Source organism: Daeguia caeni (assembly GCF_042653845.1).
Classification (GTDB): Bacteria; Pseudomonadota; Alphaproteobacteria; order Rhizobiales; family Rhizobiaceae; genus Brucella; species Brucella caeni.
The window spans coordinates 14413-29414 of the sequence record NZ_JBHSEL010000048.1 but is presented as its reverse complement, the minus strand read 5'-3'; the positions used below and the strand labels follow the sequence as shown (position 1 = coordinate 29414).

Genomic DNA, 15002 nt, shown 5'->3' with positions numbered 1-15002 from the left:
AAGATCTCCCTTTAATCCTGAATGATGGCAATGGCGGCAATCTGGCGTCCGTAATCCGGTTCCTTGCGGTGTGTGGTGCGACGGTAGGAATAAAAGCGCGCTTCGTCGGCATAGGTGCATTGACGCAGCGCCTCTCCCCTTACGCCTGCCGCATTGAGCCGGTCGGCTATGAATTGCCAGAGGTCGAACATCTTGTGCTCATCCTTGCCGGATGAAGCGAAATAACGGGCATAATCGACATTATGACTGAGGAACTGCTGATAAAATTCCGGGCCGACCTCGTAATGGTCGGGGCCGATGGCCGGGCCAAGCACGGCGACAATGTTCTCGCGCCGGGCACCCAGCGCAATCATGGCCTCGATGGTGTTTTCCAGAACGCCGGAAAGCGCACCGCGCCAGCCGGCATGGGCAGAGCCGATGACGCCGGCTTTGTGATCGGCAAACAGCACCGGGCCGCAATCGGCAGACAGGGCGCCAATGGCAATGCCCGGAACATTGGTGACCATGGCATCAGCCTTGGGGCGTTCCGGTCCAAAGGGTTCGCGTACGGTGACCACATCCGGCGAGTGAACCTGATGAACGGTGAGAAGATGGTCCGGTGCGACGCCAAGCGTTTCTGCCACGCGGCGGCGGTTTTCGGCCACATGCGCGGGATTGTCATTGGAGCCGCTGCCGACATTCAGCCCGGCATAGATGCCTTCGGACACGCCGCCGATCCGGTTGAAAAAGCCATGCGCAATGCGATAGCCAGCCTTTCCGGCCGGGCCATGCAGCAATGGCGAGTGAAGCGGTTGAGGCTTGTCGGTCATGAAGGCTCTTTCAAGTCAAATGTCGTGGGATGGTGGGGGAGGTAGGCAAGCTTGTCAATTGCCGCTTTCCTGTCCCACGCCGGAGAAGCGGCCTTGGCAATGCAGCCGGTATTTTACAGTCATGTTTCATGACTGAAAGGGAAAATTCCGCGTTGCAGGGTCGCAGACAGAGAGAACCTTGAACAGATCGCCCATCTGGTCGGGGGCAGCCAGACGCTCGACATCAGCGCGAATCCGTTCCTGAAAGGTGGCGTCGCGGCCCGCCCCCAGCCGTCCGGCACGGTCAAGCAGGCCCATGGCGAGCAGGAATTCCCCCTGCGTCATCATGCCGGTGACAAGGCCGCAATTGCGCGCGGTCTGTTCCAGAACGGCAAAATCGACATGACTGGTCAGATCCGCCTCGCCCGGATGGGCAAAGACATCGTCATAGGCATGTTTGAGCATGGCCTGCAGCGTGTCGCCAAAGCCACTTTCCAGATGGCCATAATCAATGGCAAGGGCCGCACCGCGCTGTTCGGCAATGCGCAGGGCAATTTCCTGCATCAATGCCGTGCGGGCAGGGGCTGCCTCAAAAATCGTGCCGTCGGGCGCATGTTCATGGCCCTTTGGCAGCAGGGCCGGATCAATGCCGCCGGCGCCGCTGGCAAAATGCAGATTGCCTGCTGCATCGAGCGCCACCATACGCTCGACAAACCTGCCCTGAAGCTTGACAAACTGGCGGATCGGAATGGCGTCGAACAGTTCATTGGCGACAAGGATCAGCGGCCCGGCCGGAATGGCGCCGAAACGCTCAAACCATTCAATGCGGGCGCCACTGTGTGCCAGTCTTTCGCGCTGTTGTGCGGCCAGGCGCGTGCTGGTCTCGATCATGGCTATCTTGGCCGTTTTCACGAGATCAGGTGCAAGCTTGCTGATGGTGCGCAAAAGATCGCTCATCAACGTGCCGCGTCCGGGGCCGATTTCGCAGATCACCACATTGTCGGGGCGGCCCAGCGCATCCCATATGCCAAGGCACCAGATGCCAATCAGCTCGCCAAACATCTGGCTTATTTCAGGCGCGGTGATGAAATCCCCTTCGCGCCCGAAGGGGTCGCGCGTGGTGTAATAGCCGCTGTCGCGGTCGCCAAGGCAGGCCGCCATATAGTCGGCCACGCTGATTGGCCCGGTCGTGGCAATGAGACGTTTGAGACGTTGTTTCAGGTCGGACATGTTTGGCAGATCAGGCATGTTTGGCAGCCCGGTTCGCGCGCAGCATGGCCCAGATGCCAAGCAGCACCATCGGCAGCGAAAGCACCATGCCCATGGTGAGCCAACCACCGAACAGATAGCCGATCTGTGCATCTGGTTCGCGGTAGAATTCGACAATGATGCGCGCCAGGCCATAGCCGGTCACAAAGGCGCCGGCTACGAAACCGGGTTTCCTGAGCTGGTTTCCGACCCAGATCAGCAGGAAAAGGACGAGAAACAGGACAAGGCCTTCAAGGGCGGATTCGTAGAGCTGACTTGGATGGCGCGGCAGCGGGCCGCCATTGGGGAAATAGACGGCCCAGGGTACGTCGCTGACCCGGCCCCAGAGTTCGGAATTGATGAAATTGGCAATGCGCACAATGCCAAGACCAACCGGCACGCCGGCGGCAATGGTGTCGAACATGCTCCAGATGCGGATGTTGCGTGCGCGGGCAAACAGGATCATGGCTAGGGTGGTGCCGATGATGCCGCCATGAAAGGACATGCCGCCGTCCCACACGGCGGGAATTTCCAGCGGATGAGCAAGATAGAAGGAGAAATTGTAAAACAGCACATAGCCAAGACGGCCGCCAAGCACGACGCCAAGGGCTGCCCACAGCACGAAATCGTCAAGCGCCTCCGGCGGCATGGGTGGTTCATTGTTGGCCCACAGCCGGTTGGTGCGCAGCAGTTTCTTGCCATACCACCATGCAAACAGGATGCCCACGACATAGCCGAGCCCATACCAGTGCACCGCAAAAGGACCAATGGAAAAGATCACCGGGTCAATATCCGGAAAGGCAAGGCCAGAATGCAGCACGGTCGGCATTTGGGTTTCGATCATGAAATCACTCCAGTTTGCGCGTGACCATGCTGGACGAATTGCGTGCGGTCAAGCGCCAGACTTCATCAGCATGCTTGCATCACGGGGAAGACAGCCCTATTTCCTGTACAGGCTTTGCGTGAGCCCGCAGCGAAAATAGGGAAGACGACCATGACCAGCGGACCAAACCGGGTTCTCGATGAACTCGCCAAGCTTGTGACCGATGCAGCAGGGGCTGCGCAGGGGGTGCGCCGCGAGGTGGAAACCGCACTGCGTTCGCAGAGCGAGCGCGTGCTGAATGCGCTTGATGTCGTGCAGCGAGAAGATTTCGAGGCCGTGCGCGAACTGGCGATCAAGGCGCGGACGGAAAACAGCGCGCTTCTGGCAAAAATCGAGGCACTTGAAGCGCGCATTGCCAAACTTGAAGCTGCCAGTGAAACAAAAACGGCAAAAAACACAGCTTCTGCGGCAAAAAGCAAAAATAATTCCTGATTTTTATTCACAGGCCCCATCTGCCAAAAACCCTTGTCTTAGAGTCGCTTAAGGCAAGGGTGGCGGTCTGCAGCCCGAACTATCCACATGCTTTCATGTTGGTTTTTTGAAAAGGGGCTGGTGTTCGTGACTCTCTTCAATAGACTGAAAACACTACATGATTCGTAACAGTATCATGTAGGCAGCGGCGAGAGGGGTTTGCGAGTACCGCAGCGTTCGCCTGCTTTCCAGTATCAGTTGCGTATGTGCGTGTGTCATTGAGGCGCTGCATGCTGTCAGGCATGCCAGTTCCTCGACCTATTAATTCATGCCTGTATTTCAAGCGGGGTTTGCTTTGATGCGGGTATCGGCAGGCAAATATTGCTGGTCGGTTATCTGGAAACGCGACTTGCATGTGTTTCCGAGAACAGGAATTGGACATGAGTCTATTAGAGCTTGAATTCGCACGCGAAGCACATCCGGTCGATGTGATCGAGCAGGTTGCGCATTCAAACGACTGGACATTTGAACGCACTGGTGATGACGAGATCGCTATTTCAGTGGCGGGGAGCTGGAGCGATTATCATATCTCGTTTTCATGGATGGAAGATTTCGAGGCGCTGCATCTGGCCTGCGCCTTTGACATCAAGGTGTCAGAACCGCGCGTCAATGAAGTGATGCGCCTGTTGTCCCTGATCAATGGAAAACTGCTGATGGGCCATTTCGATCTCTGGCAGCAGGAAGGCGTGATCATGTATCGCCAGTCCCTGTTGCTGGCGGGTGGGGTTGAGCCAACCAGCCGTCAGGTTGAAGTGCTGCTTTCGGCAGCGCTGGAAGCTTGCGAAACCTATTTCCAGGCCTTCCAGTTCGTGGTTTGGTCAGGTGTTGGTGCGCGCGAGGCGCTCGACAGCGTGGTTTTTGAGACCGTTGGACGTGCCTGATCTGCCTCATGCACTATCTGCACCGTGCGTCCATTCCGGATGGATGCACGACATGGTGCCTTGTCCTGTCGCGTCTCTTCACCCATAAGAGACAGTGTCTTCACAATGGCTCTCACAATTTCTCTGGGGAACGGCAATTGAGTGACAAGACAATAAGCTGGGATGATTTTGAAAAGGTCGATATCCGCTCCGGCACGATCATCGATGTTCAGCCTTTTCTGGAAGCGCGCAAGCCTGCCTTCAAGCTGAAAATCGATTTTGGCGACAAGATCGGGGTGAAGCGCTCGTCGGCGCAGATAACCAGACATTATTCGCCGGAAACCCTCCTTGGCAGGCAGGTGCTGGCGGTGGTCAATTTTCCGCCACGCCAGATCGGGCCGTTCATGTCGGAAGTGCTGACGCTCGGGCTGCCGGATGAAAATGGCGATGTCGTGCTGGCTGCGATTGACAAGCCGGTGCCGAATGGTGGCAAACTGTTTTAAGCGCAAGGTCTCATCAGGACAGGCTGGAACAAGACAATGCAGGCAACACTGGCCGTGGCAGCAGGCGGGGCTCTGGGAAGCGTTTTGCGCTACTGGATAGGCCTGCTGATGGCGCATGTCAGCCGTGACCTGCCGTGGGGCACGATCGGCATCAATATTGCCGGTTCATTCCTTATTTCCTTCTTCGGCATGCTCACGTTTCCGACTGGACGTTTCCCGCTGCCGGAAGTGTGGCGGCTTGCCTTCATGGTCGGGGTCTGCGGCGGTTTTACCACCTTTTCCTCGTTCAGCCTGCAGACATTCGAGCTGCTGCGCCTTGGTCAGCCGGAGCGCGCCCTGCTCAATGTAGCCATTTCCGTCATGGTCTGTCTTGCGGCAACCGCCCTTGGCTATATGGCGGCGCAGTTGATCAATCGCGGATGATCAGGCCGGGATGCGGATGATGGCGCGCAGGCCGCCCAATGGGGAATCCTGAAGCTCGATATCGCCGCCATGACTGCGGGCTATGTCACGCGCAATGGCAAGGCCAAGCCCGCCCGTGCCGCCCGAATCCTGCGTTCGCGCTTCATCAAGGCGGACAAAGGGCTTGAAGACATCCTCGCGCCGGTCTTTCGGAATGCCCGGCCCATCATCATCGACAATGATGGTCAGCCAGCCGTCACCATGCGTGACGCCCAGTTCAACATTGCTGGCGTGACGGAAGGCGTTGGAAACCAGATTGCCGACCAGGCGTGAAAAGGCATTGGGGCGAACATGCAGCCGGGGGTCGCCCTTGATGCTGTATTTGAAGCCGCGATCGCGCAGGCGCGCTTCATTGGCAAGCTTTTCGCACAGACGCTGCATGTCGAAGTCAGCCGGTTCTTCCGAGCCTTCTCCACGTGCGAAGGCAAGATAGCCTTCCAGCATGGTCTGCATGTCGGCAATGTCCTGATTGAGCGGTTCGGTATCGATGGACTGGCCGGCAAGCGCGAGTTGCAGCTTGAAACGGGTGAGAATCGTGCGCAAGTCGTGGCTTACGCCCGACAGCATGGCGGTGCGCTGTTCGATCTGGCGCTCGATGCGTGCGCGCATCTGGATGAAGGCCATGCCGGCGCGGCGCACTTCCTGCGCGCCGCCCGGCTGGAAGCCTTCCGGCATCGGGCGTCCCTTGCCAAAACTTTCGGCTGCTTCGGCAAGCTGCTGGATCGGCTTGATCTGGTTGCGCAGGAAGGCAATGGCGATGATGAGCAGCACCAGTGCCGTGCCGACCATCCAGGTGAGGAAGATACCGGTATTGGAGGCATAGGCCTGGCTGCGGCGAGCAAAGACGCGCAAGACCTTGTCATCCAGCTTGATGCGGATTTCGATGAGGTCGGAATCGCCCACCGTATCAACCCAGAACGGCCGGTTGATCTGGCGGGTGATTTCTTCGCTCAGGAAGTAATCGAGAATGGCGAAAAAGGGTTTTGGGCCGGGCGGCGGCAGGGGATCGGGTGGCAGGATGGAAATGTTGAGCGCCAGCCGCTGCTGGGCGATGCGGATCAGGTTGTCGTAGCCGGGTTCCTGCGGATAGGTTTCCAGAATATCGATAATGGCAGCGATATCGCGCACAACGGCGGTGGACAGGCGTTCGGTGACCATCTGCCAGTGTCGTTCCATGAAGACATAGGCAATTACCGTCTGCAACAGCACCATCGGTGCGATGATGATGATGAGCGATCGCGCATAAAGCCCTTTCGGCATGCGGTGTGCAAGCCAGCGGAAGAGCTTTTTCGTGGGGGATTTCATCGGCTTTTGTTATCCCTGCCGCGGCTTTTGCAGCGCAGCTATTCGATGCTGAGCTTGTAGCCGATGCCGCGCACGGTCTGCAGCCAGACCGGATTGGCCGGATCCTGTTCGATCTTGCGCCGCAGGCGGTTGATCTGAACGTCTATCGTGCGTTCGCCGACATCACCTTCCTGGCCGGTCAGTTCATGCCGCGGAATGGTGTCACCGGCGCGTTCGGCAAACAGTGCCATGATCTCCTGTTCGCGGTCGGTGAGCTTGATGATTTCCGAGCCCTTCTTCAGCTCGCGGCGCGGAATGAAGAAGGTGTATGGGCCAAAGACGATCTGTTCGATCTTGGGCTGGGCCGGTTGGGCGCCACGGCGCAGGATATTGTTGATGCGCAGCACCAATTCGCGCGGGTCAAAGGGCTTTGGCAGATAGTCGTCTGCGCCTGCGGACAGACCGTCAATGCGGTTGTCGGTTTCAGACAAGGCTGTCAGCATCAGGATGGGAACATTCTTTTCCTCACGCAGCGAGCGCGTGAGAGCCACGCCTGTTTCCCCCGGCATCATGACATCGAGGATCAGCAGGTCGAAATCAATGCCGGCCAGCTTGCGCCGTGCTTCAGCAGCCGAACCTGCAACGGTGACGCGGAAGCCACTGTTTACCAGATATTGTGAGAGCAGATTGCGGATACGCGTATCGTCATCGACCACAAGGAGATGCGGTGCGTCGTCCGAAAGTTTGCGTTCTTCTGCTGTCATGGCTTTGGTCATTCCTATCCTGTTGCGCCGCCGAGGCTATCTTACCGGCTGGAAGGCTGTGCGTCCATTATGCTGTTATGCCGCAAAAATCAGGAATCCATGGCGGACAGATCATCAATCTGTGCGCGGCGTTCCTCATTGACCATATTGTAGAGAAAGCGCTCGACCAGGGCGCGCTGTTCAGGGCTGAAGGATTGCATGGCCAGTTCAATGCGGCGCGACTGCGGCAGGGCAAGATCGAGCGCAAGCTGCCGTCCGGCCTTGGTTGGATAAAGCTTGCGGTGACGGCGGTCATGCAGGCCGGTTGCCTGCACGACATGACCGGTGTCGATGAGTTGTTTCAGAACGCGCGACAGGCTTTGCTTGGTAATGCGCAGGACATCCAGCAATTCGGCCACCGTCAGGCCCGGTCGGCGATTGATGAAATAAAGGACACGGTGATGCGCGCGACCAAAACCGATCTTTTCCAGAATCATGTCCGGGTCGGCAGTGAAGTCGCGATAGGAGAAGAACAGCAGTTCGATGACATTAAGATCCGCAGCCTCCTTGGAGGTCAGGGGCGTGGTCAGATAGTTTACGTCATTGTTCAAATTCACTGCGGCACTCCGTTAGGATTTGCGCAATATCTCAGCAATATTGACCCATTGCAACCGCATCGACAATTTTTGCAAAGCATCATATCATAAATTGGAATAAATCTTTTCCTGCGCAAGGGTTAACCAATCATTTCGCATCGCCGGGCCGTTTTTTCGCCCTGTGCATACACAAGGATGTGAGGCGGTCGCGGCAAACAGTTCATGCCTGACCATTCAGGTGAGTCATAGAAAAACATTGAAGGTCTTCATGAATTTGCATCAATAGTTGCATGCATTGCTGTTGTGAAAGATTCAGAATTGTTCAACTGTTTGAATTTAATTTATTTATTTAACAAATCACATGAAAATATCCATCATGGAGCATCCAATTCGTAGCATAATGTTTGACATTAATTGAATTCAGTTCAAAGATTTTGCATCGGAATCGGTCGGTTCCGTATTCAACTGAGATGGGGTGACTCAGATGGAATCTCTATTGCCTATTATTATCCAGCTTGTATCTGGAGCAGTTGGTGGAAATATAGCTGGTGCAATCAAGAATATCAGCCTCGGAACGACCGGAAACACGGTAGCTGGTGGTATTGGCGGTGTTATTCTTGGTCAACTGCTTCCTTTGCTTGCCGGGGGCAATCTGGACTCGGCGCTCAATGGCATTGTCGGACAGCTGGCTGGCGGCGGCGTGGGTGGTCTTGTCCTGACCATCGTGGCTGGGCTGATCAAGAACGCTCTGGCAAACAAGGCCTGACAAGCGTCTGGACGGCTTTATTGCGAGGAGAGGGGGGGCAGCGGGCGGCTGAAGCCGCCCGTTGTTTATTATGATCAAAGCGGCATAAAACCATTTCACCTGTCTCGATTAGCGGCTACATACAGGGCGGAAACAGGAGCCGAATGCTCTGAAGATGGAGATTTTTCATGGGGCAATTGCAGGCCATCATCGTACCTGTCACGCCATTCCAGCAGAATTGCACGATTGTATTCGACAAGGACACGAAGAAGGGGGTCGTGGTGGATCCCGGTGGCGACGTTGAACGCATCCGGGAAGCCATCCGGTCAGCGGGTCTCGATATAGAGGCAATCTGGATTACGCATGGCCATATTGATCACGCAGGGGGCGCGGCTGAACTGCGCGACGCGCTGGGCGTCAATGTGATCGGGCCGCATGAGGATGACCGCTATCTGCTCGATAATCTGGTTCTGACCGGCCAGAAATATGGTATGACCGAAGGCGTGCGCAATCTCGCACCTGACCAGTGGCTCAAGGAAGGCGACACGGTTTCATTTTCCGGTCACAGCTTCCAGGTATTTCATTGCCCGGGTCATGCGCCGGGCCATGTCGTCTATTACAATCCTGACATCCGCTTTGCGCTGGTGGGGGATGTGCTGTTCCACGGCTCCGTCGGGCGTACCGATCTGCCGGGCGGGGATCATGCTGCGCTCATCCGCTCCATCAAGGAAAAATTGTTGCCGCTTGGCGATGATATCGGCTTCATTTGCGGCCATGGGCCGGGCAGCCGCTTTGGCGAGGAACGGCGTACAAATCCGTTCCTCGTGTAAGGCGTTGAAGCATGAGATAATGAAAAGCCGCCCGAAGGACGGCTTTTCTGGTTCAGTTTGCGTTGCAGAAATGATCGCGGCCATCATATCCGCGATAGGTGCCGGTATTCGGGTTGAATGACCGGTACCGGTTTGCGCAATAATTGTACCAGCCCGGAGTCCAGGGCTGGAAGCCTGGCTTATAGGCCGCAGGGCGCGGCGCGCTTGGATAATAGGCTGGCGGCGGCGGAGGCGGCGCATATTGCGGCTCGACATAAACACGGCGCGGGGGTTGTGCCAGGGCGCTGCCAATCAGCGCGCCAGCGGCAAGACCGATCACACCGGCTGCGACCGCGTCACCATTGCCACGATGACGGCGAGGCGGCATCGGACGCGGGCCCGGATAGTCCCAGCCAGGGCGCCAGCCGCCAGGACGACCCCAAGGATCGGCCGATGCGGTGCTCATCGGTACGGCCACGGTCGCAATGGCTGCGAGGGCCAGTACGATGGTTTTGCTGATACGGTTCATGTTTGGCTCCTTTGGAAGCTCAGTTACGCATTCACCGAGGGCACAGCCTCGAAATCATGAAGGATCTGTTAAACCTTTCAAGATGAATGGCGGCTGAACAATGTCTGCATCGGCACAAACCTGCAATTTTACCGCATAACATATTCTCACGCGGCGTAATATTGCGCGCGCAAAAGCGCCTTGAAACTGTGGCCTTGCTGGCCCCATGGCCATGCCATCATTGCCTGCCGGGAAGGCATCGGAGCCGGGCGCAGGTCATGAAAAAACCCCGGCAGGAGCCGGGGGTCAAATGGGGTTGAGAAAGACATCAGCCAGTTATGGTGATGTTTACGGCTTTCGGGCCCTTTCCGCGACGATCCGGTTCCGTCTCGAAGGAAACCTTCTGATTGTCAGCGAGACCGCTAAGGCCCGATGCCTGCACTGCAGAAATATGCACGAAAATGTCCGCGCCACCATCATCCGGCTTGATAAAACCAAAGCCTTTTTCGGTATTAAAGAATTTGACCTGTCCGGTCTGTGCCATGGGATCCGTTCCTTTTCCTTGGCGCCACCGTTCCTTGCGGAGCCGGTGGAATTACGTCTTCTGCCAAGCGCACCACACACCCGGCAGAGGGTTATGCAGGCAGTTTCTCGACTTGGGAAGGAACCGATCATTGCCAGAATTCACATTCTGGCCCGAAGCTTATTGCGGCTCCGGCGCGCCGTTATACCAGTCTTCCATTTGTTCGCAAAATGCCCGAACGACATGAGACTGATATATGGCGCGGTATTTGGCAAGCAATTTTTTTACACAACGCAAGATTGTTTGGATGATCATTCCAGCATAGATTGAAATACGAGGATGTGCGCATAATAAGATGATTAAACAATAAAACGAATGGAATAGTTTATCGAATAAAACTGCTAATCAAACATAGCTGATATATATCACAGGTTGCGCAAAACAATACATGCCCCCCCAGCCGTACGCAATTTATTACATATTTCATCAGCCTGTTTGCGACTGTCTGCGCCGATGCGCACGGCATAAATTCCGCGCCTGCCGATGGGGCTCTTGATGCGGCTGATGACGGGCCTGTGGGCGGCAAGCACCGTGGCGAACTGTTTGCGCAGCCGGTTCCATTGATTGAGTGCGACGCTGCGGCGGAAATTGCCGGCAACCTGAATGCCCCATGGTTTCGGCTTGACGCGGGACATGGGAATGGTTGCAGCCCGCACGACCGGCAGGCGACGGCAGGCCTCGGCAAAGCTCAGTTCTGGATCAAGCGGCCGTTCCTTCACTTCCTGACCGGCTGCAAAATCATCCGCGGGGGCGCCGGTAATGTCGAGCACATAATCTTCCGTCTCAAGCGGCAGAAAACCGCCGGAACGCTGCCAGCTTGTCACGCGCGCAGGGCCTGCATTATAGGCTGCGGCAGCAAGGCCCCAGTTGCCGAAGGCTGTTTTCAGGTCGCGCAGATAGCTGGCTGAAGCAGGGATTGCCTGTTCAATGTCAAAAGGGTCGGCAAGACCGCGCTCCCGGGCCGTATAGGGCATGAATTGCGCAATGCCCTGTGCACCGACGGGGCTTATCGCACGATGGTCGAAACGGCTTTCCTTCCAGATCAGCCGCGCGAAATAGTTCTTTGGCAGACCATATTTTTCCGCACTGCTTTCAATCAGCGTACAGATCCGGTCGACGGTGACCGGTTTCTGTTCGGAGGCTGGCCTGGAGGCAGGCTCAGGCACATTCTTGGCCTGCTGCGGTTCATTCGCAGCCAGAGCAGGCCCAATCGATATGGGCGCAAGGCACATAAGCAATGCAATCAGCCAAGCAATCTGCAAATGATTGAAAACCCTCATGCCTGTTCCCATAGCTGCCATCGGTCTTGGCCCGGAGCAATCCAGATTTTCACGGAAACGCTGAATTGCTCGAACATGTTGCTTTGCCGCAGTTCCGGAGGGAAAGCGGTCCCCACTTTTCTGGAGCGGCTTCAGATAGTCTCCGGGCAATGCGCGGATTTTGCCTGTTCCCGTTCAGGTTGCAAAGCCAAAACTTCATGTCGGGCAGATGGGCAGCATCAGCATGGTGGTGGCAGGGGCAGAAAAGCGGCAGGTGATGGCACGCGTAATCCCGTCAGTGGCCGGGTCTTCCGGTCTTTCCCGGCCGGCGTTTCCTGCGTGCGACCTCGGTCGGGTCTTCATAAGAACCGATGCCAGCCCGTTCGCGCCGGATCGGCGTGTCTGTGCCCACGGGAATTTCCGTGCGCTTCACCGTCATCTCATCCAGCGTGTTCTTGCGGAAGAGCGGTTTTGCCATATCCGTGCCGGGGCCCATATTGTCGAGTGTCGGCTTCTGGAACAACGATCTGCCCTTGCCGCGTGGCGACGTGCTGGCATTGCCTTCAGGGTCGCGCACCAGTGGATCATCGGCAATGGCCAGTTCCGTTTCGCGCAGGCGTTTGATTTCATCGCGCAGGCGTGCTGCGGTTTCAAAGTCGAGATCGGCAGCCGCATCGCGCATCTGTTTTTCCAGATGTTCGAGATGGGCCTGCAGATTGTTGCCTACCATGGCGCCTTCTTCGGCAAAGCCGGAAATATCGGCGCGGACGTGGTCGCGTTCGTAAACCGAGTCGAGAATATCGGAAATATTCTTCTTTACCGAAGCCGGGGTAATGCCATGCTCCAGATTGTAGGCGGTCTGTTTTTCCCGGCGGCGGCTGGTTTCGTCCATTGCACGCTGCATCGAGCCGGTAATCGTATCAGCATAGAGAATGACCTTGCCGTCAACATTGCGGGCGGCGCGGCCGATGGTCTGGATCAGCGAGGTTTCGGAGCGCAGGAAACCTTCCTTGTCGGCGTCAAGAATGGCGACAAAGCCGCATTCGGGAATGTCGAGGCCTTCGCGCAGCAGGTTGATGCCGACCAGCACGTCAAAGGCGCCCAGGCGCAGATCGCGGATGATTTCGATGCGCTCCAGCGTGTCGATGTCCGAATGCATGTAGCGCACCCGCACGCCCTGTTCATGCAGATATTCGGTCAGGTCTTCGGCCATGCGCTTGGTCAGAACCGTGACCAGCGTGCGATAGCCCTTGGCGGTGGTTGCGCGGATTTCGCCCAGAACATCGTCGACCTGTGTGCGAGCAGGGCGCACCTCGACCAGCGGGTCGATCAGGCCGGTCGGGCGGATGACCTGTTCAACAAAGACACCGCCGGATTCTTCCAGTTCCCATGCCCCCGGCGTGGCCGAAACGGCGATGGTCTGCGGGCGCATGGCATCCCATTCCTCAAAACGTAAAGGCCGGTTGTCCATGCAGGAAGGCAGGCGGAAACCATATTCGGCCAATGTTGCCTTGCGCCGGAAGTCGCCGCGATACATGCCGCCAATTTGCGGAATGGTAACATGGCTCTCGTCAATGAAAACCAGCGCATTGTCCGGGATATATTCAAACAGGGTCGGCGGCGGTTCGCCGGGATTGCGACCGGTCAGATAGCGCGAATAGTTTTCAATACCGGCGCAGGAGCCGGTGGCTTCCAACATTTCCAGATCGAAGCTCGTGCGCTGTTCAAGCCGCTGAGCCTCAAGCAGACGGCCGGCGCGGGTCAGTTCCGCCAGTCGTTGCTGCAGCTCTTCCTTGATCGATTTGATTGCCTGATTGAGCGTCGGGCGCGGCGTGACATAGTGCGAATTGGCATAGATCTTGACCGATTTCAGCTCGCCGGTCTTCTGGCCCGTCAGCGGATCGAATTCGGTAATGGCCTCGATCTCGTCGCCGAACAACGAAATGCGCCATGCCCGGTCTTCGAGGTGGGCGGGGAAGATTTCAATCGTGTCACCACGCACGCGGAACGAGCCGCGCACGAAATTGATGTCCTGCCGCTTGTATTGCTGTTCCACCAGATCGGCGAGAAGTTGGCGCTGGTCGAGCCGGTCGCCGATCTTCATCTCGAAGGTCATGGCGGTATAGGTTTCGACCGAACCGATACCGTAAATGCACGAGACCGAGGCGACGATGATCACGTCATCGCGTTCCAGCAGCGCGCGCGTTGCCGCGTGGCGCATGCGGTCGATCTGTTCGTTGATCGAGGATTCCTTCTCGATATAGGTATCCGAGCGCGGCACATAGGCTTCCGGCTGGTAATAGTCGTAATAGGAGACGAAATATTCCACCGCATTGTTCGGAAAGAAGCTCTTGAATTCGCCATAAAGCTGGGCCGCCAAGGTCTTGTTCGGCGCCAGAATCAGGGCGGGACGCTGTGTTTCCTCGATGACCTTGGCCATGGTGAAGGTCTTGCCGGAACCGGTGACGCCAAGCAGCACCTGGGTGCGCTCATTGTTTTTCAGCCCAGCGACCAGTTCGCGAATCGCAGTGGGCTGGTCACCGGATGGCTCGAAACTCGTCTCCATGCGGAACGGAATGCCGCCTTCGGATTTTTCCGGCCGGGCAGGGCGATGCGGCGTCCAGAGCTTACCGTTCTTGAACAGCGGGTTGCCGGAGGCAATCAGCTCGGCCAGTGCCTGAACCGTGGCTGTTGCACCAGACGGATTGATGTCGGCTGCCTCTTCCAGGCTGATATCAAGCCCCGCGACCGGGTTGAGGCCGGCAGCCGCGCGTTCCTTGGCCGAGGCGGCCCCGCCCATGGAAGTGCCGCGGGCGCTGCGCGTGGCTTCCGTGCTGCGTTCGGCAATTTTTCCGGCCTTGGCCGGCTTTGCCGCCTTGGCTGGTCTGGCGGTCGCCTTTGCGCGCGGCTTTTCCGCCTCGGCGCTGATTTCCTTCGCCCAGTCGGCGATGGAGCCCGTCAATGGCGTGCCTGACAGACCGGTTTGCGGCGCTTCGCCGAAACCGCCATGTTGCTGATCCGTATCTTGGATATATTTGTCTTTAGAGGAAGCCATGGGCTCAATATGGAATTCGAAGGGACAAAAGAAAAGGGCGGAATGCGGTCTTTCCTGCCTGTTTTGTCATATAAAGACATACTCCTGACAAGATGGTGTCAGGATATGGGGGCTATTCTGCCTGGAGTGAATATCCGGTTCATACCCAGTTTTGGTTCTTTTCATACCGTCCGGGCTGGATCATAGTCGCGACAGACTCAAGGAT

General features: G+C 57.0%; 16 protein-coding genes. 6 read left to right on the top strand and 10 right to left on the bottom strand.

Going from position 1 to position 15002, the window contains the following annotated elements; translation table 11 throughout:
* Nucleotides 1-11 precede the first annotated feature (11 nt).
* From pgeF to lgt, 3 genes are all read right to left on the bottom strand, one after another.
* Nucleotides 12-809: a peptidoglycan editing factor PgeF gene (pgeF, locus tag ACFO1V_RS06485; RefSeq protein WP_374832893.1), complete on the bottom strand. Its 798-nt coding sequence runs from the start codon at nucleotides 807-809 to the stop codon at nucleotides 12-14.
* A gap of 126 nt (nucleotides 810-935) precedes the next feature.
* Entirely contained in the window at nucleotides 936-2036 is a 1101-nt protein-coding gene (locus ACFO1V_RS06480) for a class I SAM-dependent methyltransferase (RefSeq protein WP_374832895.1), read from the bottom strand.
* A complete protein-coding gene (lgt, locus tag ACFO1V_RS06475) occupies nucleotides 2029-2880 on the bottom strand; it encodes a prolipoprotein diacylglyceryl transferase (RefSeq protein WP_374832897.1) in 852 nt (283 codons plus the stop codon). The genes ACFO1V_RS06480 and lgt overlap by 8 nt, the downstream gene beginning before the upstream one ends.
* A gap of 150 nt (nucleotides 2881-3030) precedes the next feature.
* Between lgt and ACFO1V_RS06470 the strand changes: the two genes are divergently transcribed.
* The 4 genes from ACFO1V_RS06470 (at nucleotide 3031) to crcB (ending at nucleotide 5176) form a co-directional block, all read left to right on the top strand.
* Nucleotides 3031-3351: an accessory factor UbiK family protein gene (locus tag ACFO1V_RS06470; RefSeq protein WP_374832899.1), complete on the top strand. Its 321-nt coding sequence runs from the start codon at nucleotides 3031-3033 to the stop codon at nucleotides 3349-3351.
* Nucleotides 3352-3770: 419 nt separating this feature from the next.
* A complete protein-coding gene (locus tag ACFO1V_RS06465) occupies nucleotides 3771-4271 on the top strand; it encodes a type III secretion system chaperone family protein (RefSeq protein ID WP_374832901.1) in 501 nt (166 codons plus the stop codon).
* Nucleotides 4272-4408: 137 nt separating this feature from the next.
* Entirely contained in the window at nucleotides 4409-4753 is a 345-nt protein-coding gene (locus ACFO1V_RS06460; protein WP_374832903.1) for a tRNA-binding protein, read from the top strand.
* A gap of 36 nt (nucleotides 4754-4789) precedes the next feature.
* Nucleotides 4790-5176, top strand: coding sequence for a fluoride efflux transporter CrcB (gene crcB, locus ACFO1V_RS06455; protein WP_374832905.1), 387 nt, complete (start codon nucleotides 4790-4792; stop codon nucleotides 5174-5176).
* Here crcB and ACFO1V_RS06450 read toward each other — a convergent pair whose 3' ends face one another.
* The 3 genes from ACFO1V_RS06450 to ACFO1V_RS06440 all read right to left on the bottom strand — a co-directional run bounded on the left by ACFO1V_RS06450 (nucleotide 5177) and on the right by ACFO1V_RS06440 (nucleotide 7859).
* A complete protein-coding gene (locus ACFO1V_RS06450) occupies nucleotides 5177-6520 on the bottom strand; it encodes an ATP-binding protein (protein ID WP_374832907.1) in 1344 nt (447 codons plus the stop codon).
* 38 nt (nucleotides 6521-6558) lie between these two features.
* Nucleotides 6559-7263 carry a response regulator gene (locus ACFO1V_RS06445; protein ID WP_374832949.1) on the bottom strand — a complete coding sequence of 235 codons (705 nt, stop codon included), beginning with the start codon at nucleotides 7261-7263 and terminating at the stop codon, nucleotides 6559-6561.
* A gap of 89 nt (nucleotides 7264-7352) precedes the next feature.
* Nucleotides 7353-7859 (bottom strand): MarR family winged helix-turn-helix transcriptional regulator, encoded by a 507-nt coding sequence (locus ACFO1V_RS06440; RefSeq protein WP_374832909.1) that lies wholly within the window; start codon nucleotides 7857-7859, stop codon nucleotides 7353-7355.
* A 463-nt stretch (nucleotides 7860-8322) separates the two neighbouring features.
* Between ACFO1V_RS06440 and ACFO1V_RS06435 the strand changes: the two genes are divergently transcribed.
* Both ACFO1V_RS06435 and ACFO1V_RS06430 read left to right on the top strand, forming a co-directional pair.
* Nucleotides 8323-8604, top strand: coding sequence for a hypothetical protein (locus ACFO1V_RS06435; protein WP_374832911.1), 282 nt, complete (start codon nucleotides 8323-8325; stop codon nucleotides 8602-8604).
* Between the two features lie 167 nt (nucleotides 8605-8771).
* Complete coding sequence (locus tag ACFO1V_RS06430) at nucleotides 8772-9413, top strand: MBL fold metallo-hydrolase (RefSeq protein WP_374832913.1); 642 nt, start codon at nucleotides 8772-8774, stop codon at nucleotides 9411-9413.
* A 52-nt stretch (nucleotides 9414-9465) separates the two neighbouring features.
* Here the strand turns inward: ACFO1V_RS06430 and ACFO1V_RS06425 are convergent, their stop codons facing one another.
* The 4 genes from ACFO1V_RS06425 to uvrB all read right to left on the bottom strand — a co-directional run bounded on the left by ACFO1V_RS06425 (nucleotide 9466) and on the right by uvrB (nucleotide 14797).
* A complete protein-coding gene (locus ACFO1V_RS06425; RefSeq protein ID WP_374832915.1) occupies nucleotides 9466-9921 on the bottom strand; it encodes a BA14K family protein in 456 nt (151 codons plus the stop codon).
* A 307-nt stretch (nucleotides 9922-10228) separates the two neighbouring features.
* Nucleotides 10229-10444: a cold-shock protein gene (locus ACFO1V_RS06420; RefSeq protein WP_374832917.1), complete on the bottom strand. Its 216-nt coding sequence runs from the start codon at nucleotides 10442-10444 to the stop codon at nucleotides 10229-10231.
* Between the two features lie 404 nt (nucleotides 10445-10848).
* Nucleotides 10849-11715, bottom strand: coding sequence for a transglycosylase SLT domain-containing protein (locus ACFO1V_RS06415; RefSeq protein WP_374832951.1), 867 nt, complete (start codon nucleotides 11713-11715; stop codon nucleotides 10849-10851).
* Between the two features lie 322 nt (nucleotides 11716-12037).
* Nucleotides 12038-14797: an excinuclease ABC subunit UvrB gene (gene uvrB, locus ACFO1V_RS06410; RefSeq protein ID WP_374832919.1), complete on the bottom strand. Its 2760-nt coding sequence runs from the start codon at nucleotides 14795-14797 to the stop codon at nucleotides 12038-12040.
* Nucleotides 14798-15002: the final 205 nt, after the last annotated feature.